Origin of the sequence: Paraburkholderia sejongensis, assembly GCF_020880815.1 — a bacterium.
In the GTDB taxonomy this organism is placed as follows: domain Bacteria; phylum Pseudomonadota; class Gammaproteobacteria; order Burkholderiales; family Burkholderiaceae; genus Paraburkholderia; species Paraburkholderia sejongensis.
In genome coordinates, this window is sequence record NZ_JAJITD010000021.1 from 1 (window position 1) to 20,786 (window position 20,786).

The 20,786-nt window shown below is 59.0% G+C and carries 14 protein-coding genes and 2 pseudogenes; 5 read left to right on the plus strand and 11 right to left on the minus strand.

Annotated elements, in window-relative coordinates:
- Positions 1–172 precede the first annotated feature (172 nt).
- Positions 173–217, minus strand: a pseudogene (locus LJ656_RS35150) (hypothetical protein); the annotation flags it as partial.
- Positions 218–228: 11 nt separating this feature from the next.
- On the opposite strand from LJ656_RS35150, the pseudogene LJ656_RS29855 reads away from it, so the two are divergent.
- A pseudogene (locus tag LJ656_RS29855) lies at positions 229–417 on the plus strand (NADP-dependent isocitrate dehydrogenase); the annotation flags it as partial.
- A 206-nt stretch (positions 418–623) separates the two neighbouring features.
- Positions 624–887 (plus strand): type II toxin-antitoxin system VapB family antitoxin, encoded by a 264-nt coding sequence (gene vapB / locus LJ656_RS29860; protein WP_230513084.1) that lies wholly within the window; start codon positions 624–626, stop codon positions 885–887.
- A gap of 478 nt (positions 888–1,365) precedes the next feature.
- On the opposite strand, the gene LJ656_RS29865 is transcribed toward vapB, so the two are convergent.
- The 7 genes from LJ656_RS29865 to yfiR all read right to left on the minus strand — a co-directional run bounded on the left by LJ656_RS29865 (position 1,366) and on the right by yfiR (position 8,043).
- Positions 1,366–1,728, minus strand: a complete 363-nt coding sequence (locus tag LJ656_RS29865; protein WP_230513085.1) for a hypothetical protein — start codon at positions 1,726–1,728, stop codon at positions 1,366–1,368.
- On the minus strand, positions 1,721–1,918 hold the full coding sequence (locus LJ656_RS29870; RefSeq protein ID WP_230513086.1) for a hypothetical protein: 198 nt from the start codon (positions 1,916–1,918) through the stop codon (positions 1,721–1,723). The genes LJ656_RS29865 and LJ656_RS29870 overlap by 8 nt, the downstream gene beginning before the upstream one ends.
- Positions 1,919–2,100: 182 nt before the next feature.
- On the minus strand, positions 2,101–2,835 hold the full coding sequence (locus tag LJ656_RS29875) for an iron-containing redox enzyme family protein (protein ID WP_230513087.1): 735 nt from the start codon (positions 2,833–2,835) through the stop codon (positions 2,101–2,103).
- Positions 2,835–5,279: a putative bifunctional diguanylate cyclase/phosphodiesterase gene (locus LJ656_RS29880; RefSeq protein WP_230513088.1), complete on the minus strand. Its 2,445-nt coding sequence runs from the start codon at positions 5,277–5,279 to the stop codon at positions 2,835–2,837. The genes LJ656_RS29875 and LJ656_RS29880 overlap by 1 nt, the downstream gene beginning before the upstream one ends.
- Before the next feature lie 345 nt (positions 5,280–5,624).
- Positions 5,625–6,146, minus strand: coding sequence for an outer membrane lipoprotein YfiB (yfiB, locus tag LJ656_RS29885; RefSeq protein ID WP_230513089.1), 522 nt, complete (start codon positions 6,144–6,146; stop codon positions 5,625–5,627).
- Positions 6,143–7,426 carry a diguanylate cyclase DgcN/YfiN gene (gene dgcN / locus LJ656_RS29890; protein WP_486651435.1) on the minus strand — a complete coding sequence of 428 codons (1,284 nt, stop codon included), beginning with the start codon at positions 7,424–7,426 and terminating at the stop codon, positions 6,143–6,145. Before dgcN ends, yfiB begins: the two co-directional genes overlap by 4 nt.
- Complete coding sequence (gene yfiR, locus LJ656_RS29895) at positions 7,423–8,043, minus strand: regulatory sequestration protein YfiR (RefSeq protein WP_486651437.1); 621 nt, start codon at positions 8,041–8,043, stop codon at positions 7,423–7,425. Before yfiR ends, dgcN begins: the two co-directional genes overlap by 4 nt.
- A 356-nt stretch (positions 8,044–8,399) precedes the next feature.
- On the opposite strand from yfiR, the gene LJ656_RS29900 reads away from it, so the two are divergent.
- The 3 genes from LJ656_RS29900 (at position 8,400) to LJ656_RS29910 (ending at position 12,281) form a co-directional block, all read left to right on the plus strand.
- Positions 8,400–9,701, plus strand: a complete 1,302-nt coding sequence (locus tag LJ656_RS29900) for a glycosyltransferase family 4 protein (RefSeq protein WP_329958913.1) — start codon at positions 8,400–8,402, stop codon at positions 9,699–9,701.
- A 388-nt stretch (positions 9,702–10,089) separates the two neighbouring features.
- Positions 10,090–10,716 carry a GNAT family N-acetyltransferase gene (locus tag LJ656_RS29905; RefSeq protein WP_230513092.1) on the plus strand — a complete coding sequence of 209 codons (627 nt, stop codon included), beginning with the start codon at positions 10,090–10,092 and terminating at the stop codon, positions 10,714–10,716.
- Positions 10,713–12,281: a mannose-1-phosphate guanylyltransferase/mannose-6-phosphate isomerase gene (locus LJ656_RS29910; protein ID WP_230513093.1), complete on the plus strand. Its 1,569-nt coding sequence runs from the start codon at positions 10,713–10,715 to the stop codon at positions 12,279–12,281. The genes LJ656_RS29905 and LJ656_RS29910 overlap by 4 nt, the downstream gene beginning before the upstream one ends.
- Positions 12,282–12,727: 446 nt before the next feature.
- Here the strand turns inward: LJ656_RS29910 and LJ656_RS29915 are convergent, their stop codons facing one another.
- From LJ656_RS29915 to LJ656_RS29925, 3 genes are all read right to left on the minus strand, one after another.
- A complete protein-coding gene (locus tag LJ656_RS29915; RefSeq protein WP_230513094.1) occupies positions 12,728–14,026 on the minus strand; it encodes a lipopolysaccharide biosynthesis protein in 1,299 nt (432 codons plus the stop codon).
- A gap of 40 nt (positions 14,027–14,066) precedes the next feature.
- Positions 14,067–15,077, minus strand: a complete 1,011-nt coding sequence (locus LJ656_RS29920) for a glycosyltransferase family 2 protein (protein ID WP_230513095.1) — start codon at positions 15,075–15,077, stop codon at positions 14,067–14,069.
- A gap of 203 nt (positions 15,078–15,280) precedes the next feature.
- Complete coding sequence (locus tag LJ656_RS29925) at positions 15,281–20,755, minus strand: autotransporter outer membrane beta-barrel domain-containing protein (protein ID WP_230513096.1); 5,475 nt, start codon at positions 20,753–20,755, stop codon at positions 15,281–15,283.
- Between the last annotated feature and the right edge of the window lie 31 nt (positions 20,756–20,786).

The window sequence follows — 20,786 nt, forward strand, 5'->3', positions numbered from 1 at the left end:
GGTTACACTCGACACTCGACTACGTCAGCCCCATGACGTTCGAGAAGAAATGGCTGGCAGCCCAACAAGGCCAGGCCGCATAACTCCCGCGGTTATGGGGTTCGTCAAACAGGGGCAAGGTCATCTCGACCACTTCGCCGAAGCGACGCGCTCTCTCCTCCACGTCGTGGTCGTGATAGTAGTAGCCAAGGTCCGCGCACAAATGCGCATTGTGCACCAGCGCGTCGCCTTGCGCAATTCGCCCCGCTTGCGAAGCAACTGACTCACAACGAGCAGTTCGTTGTGGCCGAATTATCGGAAGTACAAGGCAAGCCGGTCGACGTTGGCGGGTACTACAAGCCTGACGCCGACAAGCTGAATAACGTCATGCGCCCGAGCACGACGATGAACGCGGCGTTGGCAGCACGCGAGAGTTAAATTCCAGGGCCGCCCCGCCGATTGGGGCAGCTTATCGCGGTTGATACTGTGCGTCGTGACACTCACGACCCACGCAACTTTATTGTCAATGTCATCGCCTCCGATTTGTTCGCTCGTTTTTTCTCGTATTGAGAAAACATGAGCGCTGACGTATAAACAGAATGCCTCCGCGCGTCTAAACGTTAACTTTCTATAGGCACACTCGCATGCGTACTGTTTCCATCTTCAAAAATGGCACCAGCCAGGCCGTTCGCATTCCGAAGGAGATGCGATTCGAAGGCGTGACGGAACTCGAGATACGTCGTGAAGGCGATACTATTATGTTGCGGCCCGCGCGTCCGAGCTGGACTTCATTCGCCGACGAACCGCGCGCCGATGCAGACTTCATGTCCGACCGCCCCGCCATCTTCCAGACGGGCCGGTGCAGTCGGTGCAGCAATACCGATAACGCTGAGGAGTCGGCGCCGTGACTCAAATCTACATGCTCGATACCGGCATCTGCTCGTTGGTCATGCGCGAGCGGCCCCGGTGCATTCTGGACAGGCTGCAGGCCTGCAACGCTGCGCATTTTCTGCTGTCACGTACGCCGAAATACGCTTTGCCTCAGAGGGAAAGAAAGCCTCGTCGACGCATGCGGAACTGGTGGCCGCTTTCGTTCTACGCCTCGACAGTGGTTTGCCATGGGATGCGACGGCTGCAGACGGAACGATACGAGTGCGCGTCGAACTGTCCAATCTTGGTATCTCGGTCGCCGAAAACGATCCGGCCGTTGCAGGCCATGCGCTCGCAGTGGGCGCCATTTTAGTGACCAACAACGCGCGGGAGTTCCGACACGTGCGGGGGGCTTCGCTTCGAAGACTGGACAAAGCCAGCACTAAGCCAGCGCAATACCGAGCGGGAAAAGATATGAAGCGTTGTTGCGAAACGGCTTCTCCGGCGCCACGACAGTCATTGATGGGGTGCTGCCGACGTCAGCGTAGTACACGCGTGAAATTGTGTCGTTTGCCGCGCGGTACGGTCCTCCCCGTCATTTAGCTGCAAGAACAGCAGCGTCGCCTGATCATCGAAGACATACCATATGCTTGTGGCAGTCAAATCCACACCCGTCGACATTTTCAGCAAGCGCACCATTCTCACCTGACGGGGAAAGCATGTCGTCATCAGGTCGCTGTCGTCGACAATCATCCCACGCGCCGCGAATGCCATCCTCATCGTTTCAATGCTGCTCTCGCGTCGCTGCGCGATCCTGAACGCGTTGTCGGCCCGGTCATATATCTCGCCGAATCGCCCTTGCTTTAATAGCTCAATCATCTGCGATTCTGCCGCTTCGGATATCTGTTTGCTCGGTCGCGTCGATACGGAAGCTGCTAACCACACAGCGCCCGTAGCGACCGGGATCGACACCCATATCAAAACCATCCGCGCCAATTTCGAATAGCGCCGTGCCGCGCATATCGCCATCCTTCGCGCTCTCTTCTAGCAGTTGGATCGAAAGTTGCACCTAGTCGATGACCCGGTCACTTGCTTCACGTGGGCAAAACCCATCGCACGCTGTCCGCGTCTTGAGCGTCAGGAAACGATGATGCTGGCTCAAGTGCACACGTCCGTGGGCGTGAAGGCCCTTTTTTTCATAGCAACGCACGTCCGCCCTTTTCAGCGCCTGTTCGAATTAAAAGCATCCGCCTAACAGCAGCAATCGAGGCTTACCTTGAAATACTCATAGCTATACGTGATGCTGCGCTTGACGTCGCGCACTTCCTGCGGTAGCGGTTCATGCCCGAGCAGCGTCGCGACAATATCCAGTGCTTCCCATGGATGGGCATCGTCATAATGCGCGTGCATTTTCAGCCACCGCATTGCGTGCTTCCGGATTTCTTCCGGATAGCTACTTTCAAGTTCACCGCTACTGCAAACGAGCGTCGACCACTCGCCTGTAACACCTTCAATAGCGAAATTGATCGCGGCAATCGCTGCCGGCAGCGAATCACTACTGCTGGATTTCCAGCACCAATGGCTCAGCGCATACGCAAGCGAAGGTCCCGTCGCATTCTGCATCGCCTCGCGCGATACGTCGTACGCAGCGGCCCAATCAACCCAGTAGTCGGCGTGGTTCTGCTCGACCCGGATATTGCGCGTGAGATACCGGCGAGCCATTCTCGTGCCGGCTGTCTCATGTGGGCCAAGCTTACGCAAATTCATGCCCATGTACTGCGGGAATTGGTTGACGACGGGCCAACCATTCACGAGAAATGCACGCATCTCCCGTTCACCGATCCAGTTATCACGCATCGCGACAAACAGCGGATGCCCGGTCACTTCCTGCCTCACCGCCAGCGTTTCGTCTACCACATCCTGCAACCAGCGTGGATAGCTCGCGATGTCCTTCAGATTGCCTTCCCTGCAGAACGACTTACCCATTACACCTCCTGCGTACTAACCTCGGCCTCGATCCAAGGGGCGGGCTGCCCCAAGTAGTAACCCTGCGCGCAATCCACACCCAGTCTGCGCAGCGCCTCAAGAACCTCCGCGCTACCCACGTACTCGGCAATCGTTTTGCACTTCATCGCGTGTCCCATATCGTTGATCGCAGCAACGATGTCGCAACTGACTGGGTCGTGATTTATGTCCCTGACGAAGCTACCGTCAATCTTTAGGTACTCCACCGGCAATTGCTTCAGATAGCCGAAAGAAGACATCCCCGCCCCGAAGTCGTCGAGTGCGAACCGGCAACCCATTTTGGTGAGCTCACGCATGAACCGGACAGCGGAAGTGAGATTCGCAATCGCCGCTGTTTCCGTGATCTCAAAGCAGATGAGACTCGGTGCGACACCTGTACGGGCGAACTGCTCGCGGACAAAATCAAGGAAGCGCTCATCCCCGATCGACGTCCCCGACAGGTTGATGCCGTATTGCGCAAAGTACGGCGTTTCGATGCGAGACAATCGCTCCAGCGCTGTCCGGATCACCCAACGGTCGATTGCGGGCATGAGCCCATACCGCTCCGCCGCGCGAATGAACAGACCTGGCGCCACAACGCCGCCTCCAGAGCTTCTCGCGTTCATCCGCAGCAGAAGCTCGGCGTGATATCCGCGCGGGTTTCCGAGCGTATCCGCTTCGTTGATTTCAACAATCGGCTGGACGTAAAGGCAGAATTCATCGGCCTCCATCGCCTGCTTGACGCGCCGACCCCACGAGGCTTCGTCCACGTAGTGCAGCAATTCGCTATCGTACAGGTCCGCCATTTGCACGCGGTTGCGACCTCTCTCCTTAGCTATATAGCAGGCAACGTCTACTAGCCTGAGCGCCTGCTCAACCGTCATCCCATTGTCAATATCGACGATTTTCAGGACGCCAACGCTGACACTGGTTGTGCACGGTTGCGCATCCCACATGAATACGAACTCGTTCAGACATGTTCGGAGTTCTTCTGTCACCCGTTCGATGTCCGCCGAACAGTAGTCCTGCAACAGCACGCCGAACTCATCACCCCCAAATCTCGCGAGAGTATCGTTGGCGCGCAGACATTGCTGGAAACGCTTCGCCACTTCGCGGAGCATCGAATCTCCCGCCGCGTGTCCGCAGGTATCGTTGACAACTCTGAAGCGGTCGAGATCAAGAAACAGAAGCGCCGATGTTTCCTTCGCCAGCGGATCTTCGCGCGGCGTCTGTAGCGCGACGCTCAGGCGGCGCTCGAATTCGGCGCGGTTCACAAGCCCGGTCAATGCGTCATGCAAGGCCTGCCACGCGAGGTTTTCACGGTATTCGCGCTCACGCGTCATGTTGCGAAGTATCAGTACATAGCCATTTGTATCCGAGCCACTGCCAGTGTCACAAATCGGGGACGTCACTGCCTGTACAAATATCTCCTTGCCGTCGCCACGCAGAAGCAACATGTCCGCGGCCATGCCGACCTCATCGCGCTCGGCAAATCGGTTCGATACGAGGTTGACCGGCTCCCGGTTCCCTTCGTGCACGAGTCGAAGCGTCTCCTGCAAGCGCTTGCCGGCACAGTCAGCCGCAGACCGGCCGGATATCCGCTCGGCTGCAGCATTGATGAATTCGACATAGCCCGACGCCCCCGTGACGATCACTGCCTCGCCTATAGATCCCAGCGTCGCCTTCGCTCGCGCCTCACTTTTTAGAAGCGCAATCTCTATCTTTTTACGCTCCGATATCGAACGTCTCACATGGAACGTCGACAGAAACATCAACAAGATCGACGCGTACAGGTCGGTGGCCATCAGGAGCGTGGCGGTTCTACGAAATGCTGTACAGATCACATCAGAGAACTTGCTCGCGAGTGGCCGGATATCGGCGTTAATCTGCCAGATCCGTCGTTTGAGAGAGTCTGTGACGCTTGTCACTTCCGCACGGCTTTGCAACTGCTCTCGCAAAGTCTGCATTATCTCGTCCAGCCGCTCGAGTTCCACATCGCCGCGCGACCAGTAGCTCATCGCTTCGTTGAAGTAACGGGTATGTCGAAAAATTCTCGAAACCCAGATCACATCGCTGACATCCTCCGCCGCGATTCCACTGTCAATCAATGTAGTACGGGCAAATGCCGCATCGGGCGCGCCCCTCGCAAGTTCTAGCCGGACACTCCTCAGCTTGCGCAGATTGTCGGCGCTCGATATATACTGCTTGTATGCCTCTTCGCTGGCGGTCTCCGCATAGACTTCCGCATAGAAGATGGCGTCCTTCTGATCCTTAGACCACACGCTCTCACCAACAATATAAGTGCGCGCGGAAGACATGACCCTGATGCTGACCGTAGCAAGTATGAGCACTGCAAGGACTGCGAGTAAGAATGGCCCTGTGATCCGCAGCAGCTGCGCGCTCAGGTACGTCGGCGGGTTTTTCAAGACGCTATCCATAAACAATCAGCCATGCGCGCAAAAGTGGCAGTTAATTAGAACCTTGATAAACGACGGCTGCTCTGGTTGGCAAAATCAACGCGACAATGAAGCAATGCGCGTTCGGTGGTTTGCTGGGAGATGTCATGTGCCGAAGATCAGATCTACCGACCTCATTCCCGATCCCTACCCACTCCACGCTTTCTTTAAGTTTGCGAACTTCTACGGCCACGTTGATCAGTCTAGCCGGGCGCATCTAAAGAATGCATTCAATTGACAATATTTCAATTTCTTTATGAGCTTTGCTACTTCGAAGCGTGCCTATAGCAAGCGCTTCGCGTTGTGATCGAGAACCTATTCGGACGAAACGACCACTGCGACCCGCCTGTTCTGGCTCCGGCCAGCCTTCGTGGCATTGTCCGCTACCGGGCTCGACTCACCATACCCATGCATCTCAATGTCTTTCGCGGGAATGCCGATATCCATCAACACACGTACGACGGCCTTCGCCCGACGTATTGACAACTGCTGGTTATAGTTCACGCCGCCATCCGCGTCGGTGTATCCATTCACGCAGATGTGCTCGACGTGCATGTTGATCAGCACGTAGCCAATGCGTTCGAGTGCGTGCCGGGCTTCCGGTCCCAAAGTCGCCTCACCTCTCGCGAACAGCAATCGGTCTGTTCCGTCGAACTCCATTGAGTTACTGTCGACTATTCGAGTGAATCCGGTGCGTTCCAGAGCGGCAATCTGGGCATCGCTAAAATGGTTATGCCTGTGCCACAATTGACAACCTGTCAGCAAAGCTAACATCGGTATCAGACAAAAAACGCCATGGGCGGTCGTTCCTGCGAGGTTCCTGACATACAGGCTCATGGACTTCTCCAACCATTTCTGACTTGCACGTCCCGGCCACCGCCAGCGAGAAAATAAGTACCGCGCTTGTGCCGCTTCGCTCTATACATTGCAGCGTCCGCGGTACGTAAAAGCGATGCGGCATCGGTTGCATGATCGGGAAATATCGCTATGCCAATACTCAGAGACGCAGTCAAATGTTCGTCTGACGGCAGCGCAATCGGTTCTGCAATTCGGAGCCGGATGTTCTCGGCCAAGGCCACTGCATGGTTTGTTTCCCCTATGGGTTTCATCACGATAGCAAATTCGTCTCCGCCAAGCCTCGCGACCATGTCGCTCTCACGGACACTCGACTTGAGCCGGGCGGCAATGCCACATAGCACCGCGTCACCTGCTTCGTGGCCGAGTTCGTCGTTAACCGCTTTGAAACGGTCGACGTCGATAAAAAGCACAGCCACCCTCTCGCCAGATTCGAGCCCATGTCTCACGCATCGCTGCAGTTGTGCTTCAAAGAAAGCGCGATTTCGAACACCGGTCAAAGGGTCATGGCTGGCCTGGTGTACGAGAGAAGCGTTCTCGAGTTCCACCTGTTTCTGCCAGCATTCCATTTCGTCGAGCAGCGCATTGAAGTCGTCTCCCAGTTCTCGCAGTTCGAGAATCGCCGTCGGAGCGACACGTTTGTCAAACATACGCTCGCGTCTTACGATGTAAGCTGTTTTCGCCAGTTGTTGCAGTGGTAACACGATCTCCGAGCGGGTGCGGTGTGAAAGATAGAGCGCGCCCATACCACTTAACGCAAGGCACAGCACTGCACCGGCAATACTCAAGCTCAGGAACTTCAATAGGTCCTCGCCCGACCCGTACAGCCGGATTTTTCCGACAGGCATACCATCGTGCACGATGGATCTGATGACGGGCCCCGGCAGGATTAGCTTCGCAAGCCTCCGTTCGGCCATAAACCTCGGGCCGGGTTCGCTGTGCATCCATGCGGCGAACAGTTCACCGTCTTCGGTCAACACCTCCGCTCGTTCGACGCGTTCACGCGATACCACCAGCGTCAGCGAATCGACCGCCGCTCCCTGGTCGTTGAAGACCAACGCGGCTTCGACAGTGTAACTCGCTGCACGAGCCACCAGTTCGAGGTTGTAGTTGATATACATCCGCAACATGATCAGACCAGCGAAGATAAACGACACTCCGACGAGCAGAACGGTACTCAGTGCTACGCTCAAGTGTGCTCGCCTCAGCACCGCGTTGAGCGTGAGTGGGCATTGCCGGTCATTGGCATATGGCTTACTCATGGCTGGACAGGCTTACGACGCCCAAGCAACAATACATTCGGATTGATTTTTATCCCGCTGCGGGCGATAGCGTCGAGGTTCACCTTCAGCGACAAGCGATTGCCGAGTGCGCGCAGAGAGAACATCGCAGTGTCGGTACAATCTTCGCCCCGCTCCTCAATGGTCAGAATCTTCAACTGCCGCGAGCCAGCCAGCAGATTCTTGCGTGCCTCGCCCGGAAGAGCGCCGAGATAGACCACATCACAGTTCGATAACAACGGCTCACCACGCAAGTCCAGATCCCGCATTTGCACCGGGCGACCGGCGACAGCATTCGTCTGAACAGTCATGTCGCGTAGATACTCCGTGCTCCCGGCTATGCACAGTCGATACACATCGGGTTGAACTGGCCAACGCGCGTAGCTGATGATGTCGAGCACTGCACGCGTCACGTTTGGGGGCGCGTCGATGTCGCCACGATCCAGACGTTCCGCGAAAGCGCATGCCGCCGGCATTAGCACACATAGAACCACGCCACACATACCGACGAAGGTCAGGAGGTTTTTGCAAAACCTCCGTCCCGGCCTCAGCGGGCGTACGCCGTTATTCCATACTCTCTCTGTAACGTTACGAGGCATCCGGGCCTAATTATTCCGTACCTGATTCCTTGAGCCGTCGTTAGCAATTGCTGCACTCAACTCACGGTCAATCCCTTCAAATTCCACCTCAAGAGTACCGACTTTCTCGCCCTACAAAGTTATACATTGTCAACCCGACTCGCCACTACGTGACGTTTAATGGAAGTATCAATGCCAAGTCGTTCGTTCTCCGACTTTTTATTTGGATGCCCTCTCGACGGTAATGTCTCGTACATAGCAGCGTGGCCTTTACAAGGACAATCTGCCGACAGCAGCGTGGTGCCGTCTAACAGTTCACTGCGCAATCTCGGCCAGGGGAAGCTCGGCTGGCGATAAAACTCGAAAGGAATCTGGTTTTGAAAGTAGCTATCGTTCACGATTGGCTGGTTGTCAACGGAGGCGCCGAGCGCGTGCTCGCGCAGATGATCGAATGCTTTCCACAGGCCGACATCTTCAGCCTCGTGGACTTTCTTGAGGACCGTTCGTGTTTGCACGGGCGCCCTGTTCACACATCCTTCATCCAGAAGTTGCCGCGTGCGAAGACGAAATATCGTGCGTATCTGCCGCTGTTTCCTCTCGCCATCGAACAGTTCGATCTGTCGGACTACGACGTCATCCTTTCCAGTTCGTATGCCGTCGCGAAGGGCGTACTCAACGGGCCGGACCAACTGCATGTGAGTTATGTTCATTCGCCGGTGCGTTACGCGTGGGATCTGCAGCATCAGTATCTGAACGAGGCGGGGCTGGCCCGCGGTTTCAAATCATTGCTCGCACGCACGCTGTTGCACTACATCCGTAACTGGGATGCGCGCTCGGCGAACGGTGTCGACCTGATTGCGGCGAATTCGCGCTTTATCGCCCGGCGCATTCAGAAGGTTTACCGACGCGAATCGACGGTGATCTATCCGCCGGTCGATGTCGATCATCTGAACCTGTGCACAGTAAAGGACGACTTCTATCTGACTGCGTCCCGCATGGTGCCGTACAAGCGGATCGACATGATCGTCGACGCGTTCTCACGCACACCGGAACGCAGGCTCGTGGTGATCGGTGACGGCCCGGAAATGGCGAAGATCCGCGCACTGGCCGGACCCAATGTCACGCTGCTCGGGTATCAGCCATTCAATGTGCTGCACGATCATCTGCAACGGGCCAAAGGATTCGTCTTTGCCGCCGAGGAAGACTTTGGCATCTCGCCGGTGGAAGCTCAAGCGTGTGGAACGCCGGTAATCGCGTATGGCAAGGGCGGCGTCCGTGAATCGGTCAGGGCCGCTCCCCATCCGTATCCCACCGGGATGTTCTTCGATACCCAAACGCCCGAGGCGCTGCTTGCGACGCTGGCGCTCTTTGAGACCATGCCGCTAGGCACATTCGATGCGAAAGCCTGCCGCGCGAACGCGCAGCGCTTTGGAGCCGAACGATTCCGCAGTGCGCTTTTGGAATTAGTCGAAGAGGGTCATCGCGAACTGCAGGCACAACGCGCCACACCTGCTGATGAAGACAGCTCGCTGCCGACGTCGGAACACAGCGTCGTGCCAGCACAGACACTTATCGAAGCCGCGTGCGCTGTTAGTTCCGTGCCCGACACCTATGAAAACACAGAGTCCAAAGATAGCCTCGGGCTGCGCACCGAAGCAGAGCTGGCGCGCGCGCTTTGATGGCGCGCTCTCTCATTAGCCCGCCCCGGAGCTTTTGTCTTTGCGTGGCGACTTTGTCGATCCATTTCTAACTGTTTACTCGGCGATCGCGGCAACAGCGAGTCGCGTCGGCACGCGCCCCTTTAGCCCGATTGCCGACATCATCGACGTGGCAATAGCCGCTCGATTCCAATGCAGTGCGCGTGCAATCCATCGCTTGATGTCACAATGCTTCGGATAACGATTCGATTCGAACGAATTGTCGGTCGGTATTCTGTCGAACAGAGATCCGACGTGGTGCTCGTTAATATAATCTTCCTCTGGAGAGGCTGTGCTTCGCTTCGTGACCTCGGAAGAGAATGCGATGCGGACCAATTGATTCGCCCGGTAATCGAACGAGGTACACATCATGGACTGGAAATGCCGCGAATTCGGTCAATTGAGTTCAGTGGAGATTTATCAGATTCTGCGCGCGCGCAACGCCATTCTGGTCGTTGAGGATGCTCACATGCATCAGGACATCGACGGCAAGGACGAGACCGCTGTGCACGTTTTCGCTGTCGACACGATCGGCGGAGAATCGCTGGTCGTGGCCTACGCGCGTCTGCGGCCCGGCGACGAGGTCGATCCAGAAGCAATGATCGACAAGTCGCTCACCCACCCCACACGCCGCGATGACGATACCGCCGAGCGGCTAATGGAGCGCACCCTGGCAGCCGCTGATGAACGCTGGCCCCATGCCCCGGTGAGAACACATTCACCCGCGCATCGTGAAACATTCTATAAACGCTTCGGCTTTCGCAAAGCCGACGGCCCATTCCTGCAACATGGCATGCCCTTCATCGGCATGATCCGCGCCGGCGTCGATACCCAGAAGTCGCTCAACAACCCGTGGCGTATGAACCGCGCGTCGGCAGAACGCAGCAACGAAGCGGTCGCGCAGACGGCCGAATCTGAACATGCGAAGCGGCGCGCAGACGGCAAACTCGGCAGCCTGTCGTGCCGCCTCAACGCCACTCCCGGAGTTAGTCAATGAAACAGATCACATCCGGCGAAGCTCATCGCCACCCTACTGAAACCGCTCCCCTCGTTCTGCCCGTGATCCTCGCGGGCGGGTCAGGTACCCGCTTGTGGCCACTATCGCGCGAGCATCATCCTAAACAGTTGATTGGGCTGATCGCCGACGAATCGCTGCTGAGTTCGACCGCCGTACGTCTCGACGGCCTGGATGAAGTTGAGCTCGCCAACGAATTGCTGGTGGTCTGCGGCGAGCATCATAAATTCATGAGCGCCACTCAGGTGCGCGTGAGCGGCAAGCCTGCCCGCATCCTGCTCGAGCCCGCCGCGCGAAACACCGCGCCCGCGCTTACACTCGCGGCCCTCGATGCCCGCGCCCGTCACGGCGACCCGGTGCTGGTTGTAATGCCGGCGGACCACGCTGTATCGGACAACCGAGCGTTCCAGCTTGCGGTGGCGCAAGCGGCCGCCTACGCGCGGGAAAACGCTATCGTCGCGCTCGGTGTTCTGCCGCGTCACGCCGAAACCGGCTACGGATATATCAAGCTCGGCGCACCGCTGTCCGGCCCGAGCGGCGCGTCGGGCGCTCACCTGATCGAAGATTTCGTGGAGAAGCCTCACCAGGAGTTGGCGCAGCGATATCTCGAGTCCGGCGAGTACTGGTGGAACAGCGGTATCTTCGTCGTGCGGGCATCGACGTGGCTTCGCGCCATTGAGACACTCCAGCCGGAGATGTTTGCCGCCTGCGATGCCGCGTGGAGCAACGGGACGACCGAGGGCGGCTTCTTCAAGGCAGACACTGCGTCGTTCGCGGCATGTCCGTCGGATTCGATCGACTATGCTGTGATGGAGCACCTCGCCTCTACTTCCCACGACGACACGCCACGCGGTGTCGTGATGCCGCTCGCCGCTGGCTGGTCCGACGTGGGATCGTGGGACGCAGTGTGGGAAATCATGCCAAAAAACCCAGAAGGCAACGTGGCGCGCGGCCGGGTGATGTTCGAAGGAACTGAAGATAGCTTCGTGCATTCGGAAGGACGCCTCGTTGCGTGTGTCGGCCTGAAGGACGTCGTGGTGATCGAAACCGCCGACGCAGTGCTCGTGGCCAACAAGAACGACGTGCAGCAGGTCAAAGCGATCGTCGGACGGCTCAAATCCGAGCACCATGCGGAGGCGCAAGACCACCGCAAGGTTCATCGGCCATGGGGACACTATGATTCGATCGATCGCGGCGAGCGTTTTCAGGTCAAGCGTATCGTTGTCGATCCGGGCAAGAAGTTGTCGCTCCAGATGCACTATCATCGCGCCGAACACTGGATCGTCGTGCGCGGAACTGCCCGGGTCACTTGCGGCGAGCAGAACTTCCTGCTCAGCGAGAACGAGTCGACCTACATTGCCGTCGGCATGGTGCATCGCCTCGAGAACCCCGGCAAGACGCCGCTGGAAATGATCGAAGTACAGTCCGGGCACTATCTCGGCGAAGACGACATCGTGCGCTTCGACGATCAATATGGACGCGCAGGAACGGCCGCTGTGGAAAATGCCGTGACGCCAGCACTAATCGTACCTTCGGTAACGGCGTAAAGCGACGCTTGGTAAGTGACCGGAAAGAACGCGGACGCTAGCTGCGAGGCCAGATAACGGCCGCTAGCCTCTGCGCCCCTTCAAGACCCGTTGTTGTCGCAGGTACAACTTTGATATCGGTTCAATCCGGTCTGGCATCGCACACGGTGCGATCGAATACCCGACCTGGTACACACGTAACGCATGTCGAAAGCAACCGGCATGCGTAGACGCGCAGACCGGCGAACTGCAACTCTAGTTCTCTCTTCTCGCGACCGCAGCTAAAGCGTGCGTACTACTACCACTCGCACCGTAATCAAGATGCGCGCCTAAATCCATCCACTTGCTTTTGCCAACCTTTCTGTGCAATCAGCAGCGGGACGCTTGCAGAAGGCCAACTCCGTCGCACCGCCGAAATGGCGTGCAATGCGTGACCCCAAAACGCCACTCAAACTTCCCGCACACCTCTACTCATCCGACACCGCCCCGAAACGCGCCTTAACGAGCATATCCCTCACTACTACCGGCACGCTATCGTCCAGCAGACCTGAGCGGACCATGAAGCAAAGCAGGATCAACGAAAGCGTCGTTTCACCGACCACCCGAGCCAGCGCCATGCCCATCGCACCGTGTCGAGGTGCAAGAAAGAGTGCCGCCGCCAGATTGGCGAGCCCGGACATCACCCCGGCCACGGCTAGCAGCCGGTCTTTTTTGCGCGGAACGAGAACGTAAAAGCCGACGAACTGATTGAACGCCGCAAACGGAAACATCCACGCGAGACATTGCAACACCGCGGCGCTCGGCGCAAATGCCTTGCCGAGAATCAGCGGCAACAGCAATGGCGAAAGAACAAGCGCGCCGCCAAGCGCGAGCAATCCGTAGCCCATCAGCAAGGCGGCACCCCGGCGAGTCGTTGCGCGTGCACCGCCGTGATCGCCTTGCGCCAGTTGCCGCGTGATGGTCGGTATGAACACCTGCCCCGCCGGTCCCATGAGACTCAGTCCGATCGTCGCGAAGCGCTCCGCCGCACCGAAGTATCCGACTTGCGAGGACGTAGACAGCAGCGTAAGCAGGTAAGTAGAAGAAGCAGTGAGAACCGCAGATCCGGTCGAGTAGCAAAACAACATGGTCGAGCTGCGAAACAATTGCGGCACGCCACGCCAGCGAATCACCGGCAAGCCGATCTCGAAGATCGTCAGACCATAAGCAATCACCGACGAAACCACACCGGCAATCAGCAGGCTGCCCAACACCCACGACGAATCCGCCGGGCCGCTAACCAGAGACAGGATCAGCACGAGGCTCACGGCGAAGCCGAGCACTTCTAGCATGATCGGCGTACGAAATCGTTGACGCCCCTGGAAAAGCCAGCCGAGGTTCCAGCCCGATACGATGCCGAGCGAAGTGGCGAGAATGCCGATCGCCGGCCGTTCCGCAAGAGCCGGCGAGCAAAACGTGGCGATGACGCCGACCGCACCGCCGAGCAAACCCATCAACAGGCGTGCGCTCGAGTGCAATGAGAAGATCGCGTGGTGTTCTCCAAGCGCTTGCGTATTCGAAATCTCCCGCATGCCGACAAAGGTGAAGCCGTAACTCACGAGCATCCAGATCACATTCATCAGCGACATGGCCGCCAGTACGCGGCCATATTCCGCGACGCCGAGCACGCGTCCGTAAAAGGGAATCACGACGATGAGGTACAGATACCTCATGATGTAGCCGCCATAGACGAATGCAAGTACCCGGATGTTCTCCTTCCTGTTCATAACGATTTCTCTCGAGCCTGTGTCGAATACGGGAGTGGCATCAGCGTGCCGCGCGGCTGCGGCGCGCCAGCGGGTTGGCGATATATCGAACCGCGTAGTCCGACACGGGAGAGTACGGGAATAGACACAGACTCGACAGTGCGAGCAGACCGATTTTCTTCTTCATACTCCAGAACGGATTGGCGACGATGGAATGCAGATAGTTTCGGGACTTCAGCGCAAACCATTTATAACGCTTGACGATCGACGCACCATGCACCTGCGTGCAGAAAATCGCTTTCTCATAGGAGAAGTCGTGGAACGTCGCGGGCAACTCAATGCCGAGCCGGTCGTGCGCTATCTGACGCAGGATGGTCCATCGGGTAAGGAGTGCCTTTGGCACCTTCTCAGCGTCCTCGGCGTTGGCGAAAGAAACAGTCGACGTTGCCGATTGATGCACTCGATAACCACCGAGCGAGCAGGCAATGGAAGCGACGGGGCCCAGCAATGCCGCGCCGTAGATCGCGAAGAAATCCGCTCCATACCGCGTTTCCGCCGTTTCGGGAATCGGAAAGAAACGGCGCAGCGCCTTCGTGCTGTATGCGTTGCCGGATGCGGGCGGCGACGGATAAAGCCAGCCGTCGCGAAGCAACGAACCACTGTCGACGGGAGCATCCGAATGCGGAATGTGCGTACCGGTAAGTTCGCCAGCGCCTGTCATGACATCGAGCCGGAACTGCACCTTTTCATAAGCGCCCCGCCCGAACTTCTGCATGACTGCCGACACAGCGTCCGGGTAAAGGATATCGTCGGCGTCCAGCAGGATGACGACGTCGCTGTCGACCTCTTCAATCGCCCGGTTGTATGCCGAGACCTGTCCGCCATTTTCCTTGAACGCGGTCGAAATACGCGTGCCGTATCGCTCTATCAGCTCGCGCGAACCATCGGTCGAGCCGTCGTCCACGACCAGTACTTCCGTCGCGGGATAGTCCTGAGCGAGAGCCGAGTCGATAGCGTCGGCAAGGAAGCGCTCATAGTTATAGTTGCAGATCGCGATGGTGACAGACTTCATATCTCTGTTGCAAAGGAGGAAGCATCGATCACAGGAGCAATATCAGCGAATCTTGCGATATTGCTAGGATATAGAGGGGACAGACGGACGAGCCCGGCGCGGAACCGCATCGGCACGCGCAAGCTTAACAGTACGCATCACGGGTTTCTGTTCGCGAGACTACCGCCATCGCCCCAGATTGCGGCGAGCAAACGCCGTTGCGCTTACCAGCTGTATCGATAGCCCGCCTTGCCCATCACTCCTTGACGGTACTGTCCTTCTAGATTGCGCGAGTATTTCACGTTGGCGTAGAACTCGCCCGACTTGCCGAAACTCGTGGCCACGCCGACTCCCAACTCGTACCAGGTTCGACCAAGGCCCAAATCGAACGACGTTCCACCAACCGCTGTCTGCCCCGGCGAGAAAAAGTCGTGCAGCACATCGGCGGTGAAGTAAGGCGTCGTGGTGCTCGTGCGCGTGGCGTTTTCCATGTTGGCCCGGAACACGCGCACGCCGAGGCGGCCGCGCAGCGCGTTTGTGGTCGTACCGGTGATCGCCGAGATGTTGTCCTCGAACCCGTTGAGCTTCAGGTACTGGTACATGAGTTGGGCCTGCGGCTCGATCGCGACCGCGCTGCTGCCCAGGTAGAACGGCTTGCCGACCTCCTGGGACAACGCGACCCCGAAACCGTTCTGCGACGCACTGCTGCCATACACATCGCTATAGCGGTTGCTGTAATGCGTCAGCTGTCCGACGCTGTCGAAATAGGTGCCATCCGACAGGTAACGGGTCCAGTAGCCGCCCACGCTTTGCGCATGCATCTCCGTCGAACCGGTCGACGCCGACAGCGCCCGATTGATGCTACGCGCCATGTCGCTGAAGCTGGCATCCGCTGTTCCGAAGGTTACCGTCACGCCCGCGTGAGTGCTACCGCCGCCCGCTGCGTGGTCGAGAGTCCAGTCCTTGCCGAACTGCGCGAAGAACGTCTTCTCGTCGGCGGCGAAGCGGCTGCCGGCGTCTGCGTCGAGTGTCTGACCACCGATGCGCCCCCACACTCCGTTCTGATTGCCGGGCTGCTGCTTCTCGACGTTCGCGATATCGCCCACTCTCTCGTGCAGCCTGTCCAGCGTGGCGAAGCCGTAGTCGATATTCAGCGACGGCGTCATCGTGTAACCCGCCACGCCCGGTCGGTATGCTGCGGGTACCGCAGCCGCGGCCGCGGCCGGAGCCGGCACGCCGGGCGGTGTAGTCGTTGAAGTCGGGATCAGATCGGAACGCAGGTACCAGCTATTCGCACTGCTCTGGCTGCCACGATACAACAGGTATTCGTACGCGCCGGCCTGCACGGGCCGCGCAAGATGGAACGCGGAAGCGGCGGTCGACGCGCCATTGGTGGCGACGACCACGGGAATCCCATCGCTCGTGGTATGTGCACCGGAGCCGGTCGTGTTGCTGATCTTCAGTGCGCTCGTACCGCTGGCGCTGCCGCCGTTCAGGACGAGCTGATCCGTTGGCGATGCATCGGCGCCCAGGTACGTGTTCAACGCGATCGCGCCACCGTTGCCGACGTAGCTGCTCGTGGTGACGGTTTTGTAACTGCCCGCCAGCGTCGGGTCGCCGGTCGGCGCGACGAAGACCACGTTGCCCGCATTGGTCAGACCGCCAAGTGTGGAATTGGCAGTGACATTCCACGCGCTGGTGTCGTCTATCGTCACGTCGACAGGATCGATCTGGCCGGTAAGCGTCGTATGGTTGGTCAGGAATACATTTCCGGTGCTGGCCACATCCGCAAAGATATTGCCGGTGAGGTTCTCGTTCGACGCAGTGAACGTGACGTTGCTGCCGTTGGTCAGGTTCAGAAGCGTGCCGTTGCCCGCAGTGGCCACCGTTCCGTTCTGGACGATGAGATCGGCCGTGCCGCCATTCGCGAGGAAAGCCGGGCCCGTCGCAGACGTCACATTGCCGCCGTTGACTGTCACGACGCTGGTCGCGCCATTGGCGAGCGTGTCCGAAGTGACGACGCCGGACGTAGCGCCGTTGAGCGTCGTGGCGCTCAATGTCAGCACGCCACCACTATCCGCCGTCGCGCCATTCGCGGCAGCGCTGCTGATGGTCGAGCCCGTGTCGGCGACGGTGCCGCCGTTCTGTGCAACCACGCCGTCTGCCAGCGTGCCGGTCGTTTTGATCGCGGTCGTTGCCAGCGTGGCCGTGCCGCCCGAGGCAGCCACCACGCCGTGCGCGGAGATTCCGGTGGTCGCGATCTGCGCACCTCTTAGCGCCAACGATCCGCCGGCGTTCGCATCGGCGCCGATTGATGCCGCTCCTGCGGTACGAATGATCGTTCCATTGTTCGACAAGATGGATGATCCTGCGCCCGATGCTTGCACACCCGGCGCGGCCTGCCCCGCAGTGGACACGCTACCCGCCGTGAGCGTCGCGCTGGCGCCATTGATCATCTCGATCCCGATCGCGTTCTGACCGGTGGTGGTGACTGCTGCACCCGAATTCGTCACCGTCGAACCAGCCCCCGAAACAAACAGACCGACTGCGTGGTCGCCCGCCGTTTTGATGATGGTCGCGGCGTCGGCTGAGATCGTTGCACGAGCGCCGGTCGACGACACGCCATCGCTCGCTGCACCGGTCGTGCCGATTCTGGTGCCGCTCAACGCGATAGTCGAATTTTCGCCGAGGTTGTCGATACCCTTTCCTGAACCGCTCACCGTAATCGATGCGGGGCCCGCGGTGGCGCTGCCTGCCGAATCGCTCGCATCGATCTGAATACCGTCCGCCGTTCCGCCCGCGATCACGGTTGCGCTGCCCGGCAGCCCAACGGACGCGCCTGCGCCGGTCAACCGGATAGCTGCGATGCCGTCATCCGCTTCGGTGGTGCCGTTGTTGATCAAGCTTGCCGTTGCACCCTGCACCAAAGCACCCGTCCCGTTCGACACGCAAATCGTCGACGCATTGCTGACCGTTCCTTGCGAACCAACGACGACACCGGTCGAACCGGCGCCCGTCAACGTGACGGTGCTGTTGTTCGCGAGCACCCCAAGATTCTGCGCGACAAAGCCGGTCACTCCGGCGGTGCCCGATCGCACGGCCGCATTGTTCGTCAACACGGTCGCCACGGGTGCGCCGCTCGGCGCGTTGGTCAAGTCGTACGGCTGTCCATCCACGAGGCCGGCGATCGCTCCGGCTGCGTTCAGGTTAACGACGCTCGCCGAATCGATGCTGCCGGCCGCACCGCCCCGGGCTGTAATGGCGATGCCGTTCGGTCCATTGACGTTATAGATAGAATTGCCGGTTGAGAGCCTGGAGCCTGAATCCGTTGCCACGACTCCGCGCGCATTCTGCCCGTTGATATTCATCGTCAGAGGGCCTGCCGTCGAAGAGCCGGTGAACGCCGCGCCACCGGCGACGCGGAACAACGTCGAGTCGGTGGTGCCGACGGCGAGTCGCTGTGCGGCGACGTTGATCCTCGAGTCGGCGCCATAGGCGAAGAAGCCAATCTGCCCGGCGCCGGAAATGAAGTCGGGGACCGCGTTCGCGCCGACATCGATGGTCGCGCCTGAACGCGCATGCACGCCGATCGCGCCGGTCCCGGTCAGATTGACAGCGCCATCGACCGTTGCGGTGGCGTTCGCGCCTTGCGCCCAGACGCCGTAGTTGCGCGTGCCCGAGGCCGGATCGGCGCCACCGGCAACGGTGATCGTTCCCGTCGACGTTGCAGCGGTCGGCGTGGAGCCGGTGCCGATGACTTCGATGCCGATACCGTTGACGCCGCTCAACTCAATCGTGCCTGTATTGCTGACGGTAGCGGCGGTGTTGTCGGCAAGCATGCCGACATTTGCAAGCGGCAATCCTGAAGCCGCACCGTTCACGATGATGTTGCCACCGTTGTTCAAGATGCCTGACGTTGAATGGATGCTCGCCATTGCCGTGGCGTTTTGCGCCTGGCCACCGACAACGATATCGCCGAGATTGTTCGCTGTCCCCGAACTGCCGAGCAGCACGCCATACGATTGCGTGGAAAGCGCCACGTCTGCCGCGGCCTCCGGAGAAGCGGCGTCATACTGCGCCGCGCGCCCGACGTAGATCGTGCCGCCCGCCAAATTGGTAAAACTGCCGTCTGACACCAGGCCACCGATCGCCTGACTGTTCAGATTTGTCGCGTTGACCCCCACGTTGATCACGCCCGCGTTCGACGCCGCTGCAGTACCCGACACGGCCACCGCATAGTTTTGCAGCGCGAGGTTGTTACTCCCCGTATAGTTCCAGGCAGCGACATTCATTATGCCGTTGTTGATGAAGCGGGTGCCTGCTCCATTGGCCGATACGCCGAAGCCTTCGGTATAGGCGTTATAGCCAAAGTTGTCGGGCTGGGCCGCCGTGCCGGTGTTGAAGTTATTGCCCGACGCGTAGCCGGATGAGATCACGCCATTGTTGACGCCCTGGGCGCCGCTTTGAAGGCCAACTAGCGTGAAGCCTCCGGAGATTTGTCCATCGTTGACGAAGTGCGCGCCGTTTTCCGCGAGGACGGCGAAACTTTGGCCGCTGTCGCTACGCACGTCGATCTGCCCACCGGCACCGACATGTAGCATCGCGTTCGCGCCCGTGCCATGAATGACCGAGAGGTTCCCGGTGGGGAGAGACACTTCATCGCTCGCGGACACATTGTTGGTGTATTGAACGGTTTGCTGCGTGAAGCTGACGGCCTGATTGAACGCGGTGTCGTAGGCGGACTGCGAATTCAATGCGCCGCTCTGAAGCGACCGTACGAGAAAATCATTGTAGGCGGCTAGCGAGGTTGTATCGGTGACGCTCCACCTGCTGCCGTTGAAAGCCTGAAAAGTACCGGCGTACGATGGAACGCGCATGGTATAGGTGCTGGCGCCTCCGCCCGGAGCGAGCGATACGAAATCGACCTGATTACGCGAGTCCCAAGTGACCACGCTCGGCGCGGCGCCGGTGCCGTCGGCGTAGATCAGGTCGGTCTCCTTCGCCGCCATTGCAATGCTATTGCCCGCTGACGCCGGAACGCTGGCCGGATTTCCAATCGCGACGTCGAGGGTACCGCCTGTGCTGGAGACTGTCCCAATCCGCGCGTCGACATACTGACTTCCATCGACGTTATGAAAAACCGGCACATTTGCCGTGTCCCAGTTCGAAGCGACGAAGTTGCCCGAGTTATAGGTGGCCACGATAATGTTGCCGCCGGTGATCGAGGCGGGCGTACTGACGCTTTGCACCTCCGCACCAAGAGTGAGACGTGGCTGGTTGGCAGTGCCCGAGACGATCGTCGTGCTGCCGAGCGGCATGATCGTGTAGCCGGCATCACTCCAGCCGCCGGTCCATCCGCCGGACAAGTGAACCACATCGGCGCCGGAAACGGCCACGGCCCCCGCGAGGTCATCATTATCCGCAGGATTGAAAGTGCCCGGCACGCAGGTCCCACCGGTCGAGACTGCGGAGCCGTCGCCGCAAGTGGATGCATAGGCGGTACCCATCGTCGACACAACAGCAACAGAGAACCCCAGCGCGGCAATAATGCGGTGCGGACAGCGCGCCGCTGGTAGAGCGTCATCCCCGCTCTCCACGACAGTTGCGCCAGAGCGCTTGCCGCGCGCCATGGTTGATTCCGAAACGGCGACCCAACTGCCAAGAGCTTCATTCCATATTGAGCGAAACGATTTATTCACGGCCAATCCTGTTTGAATAATCAATGTCGAC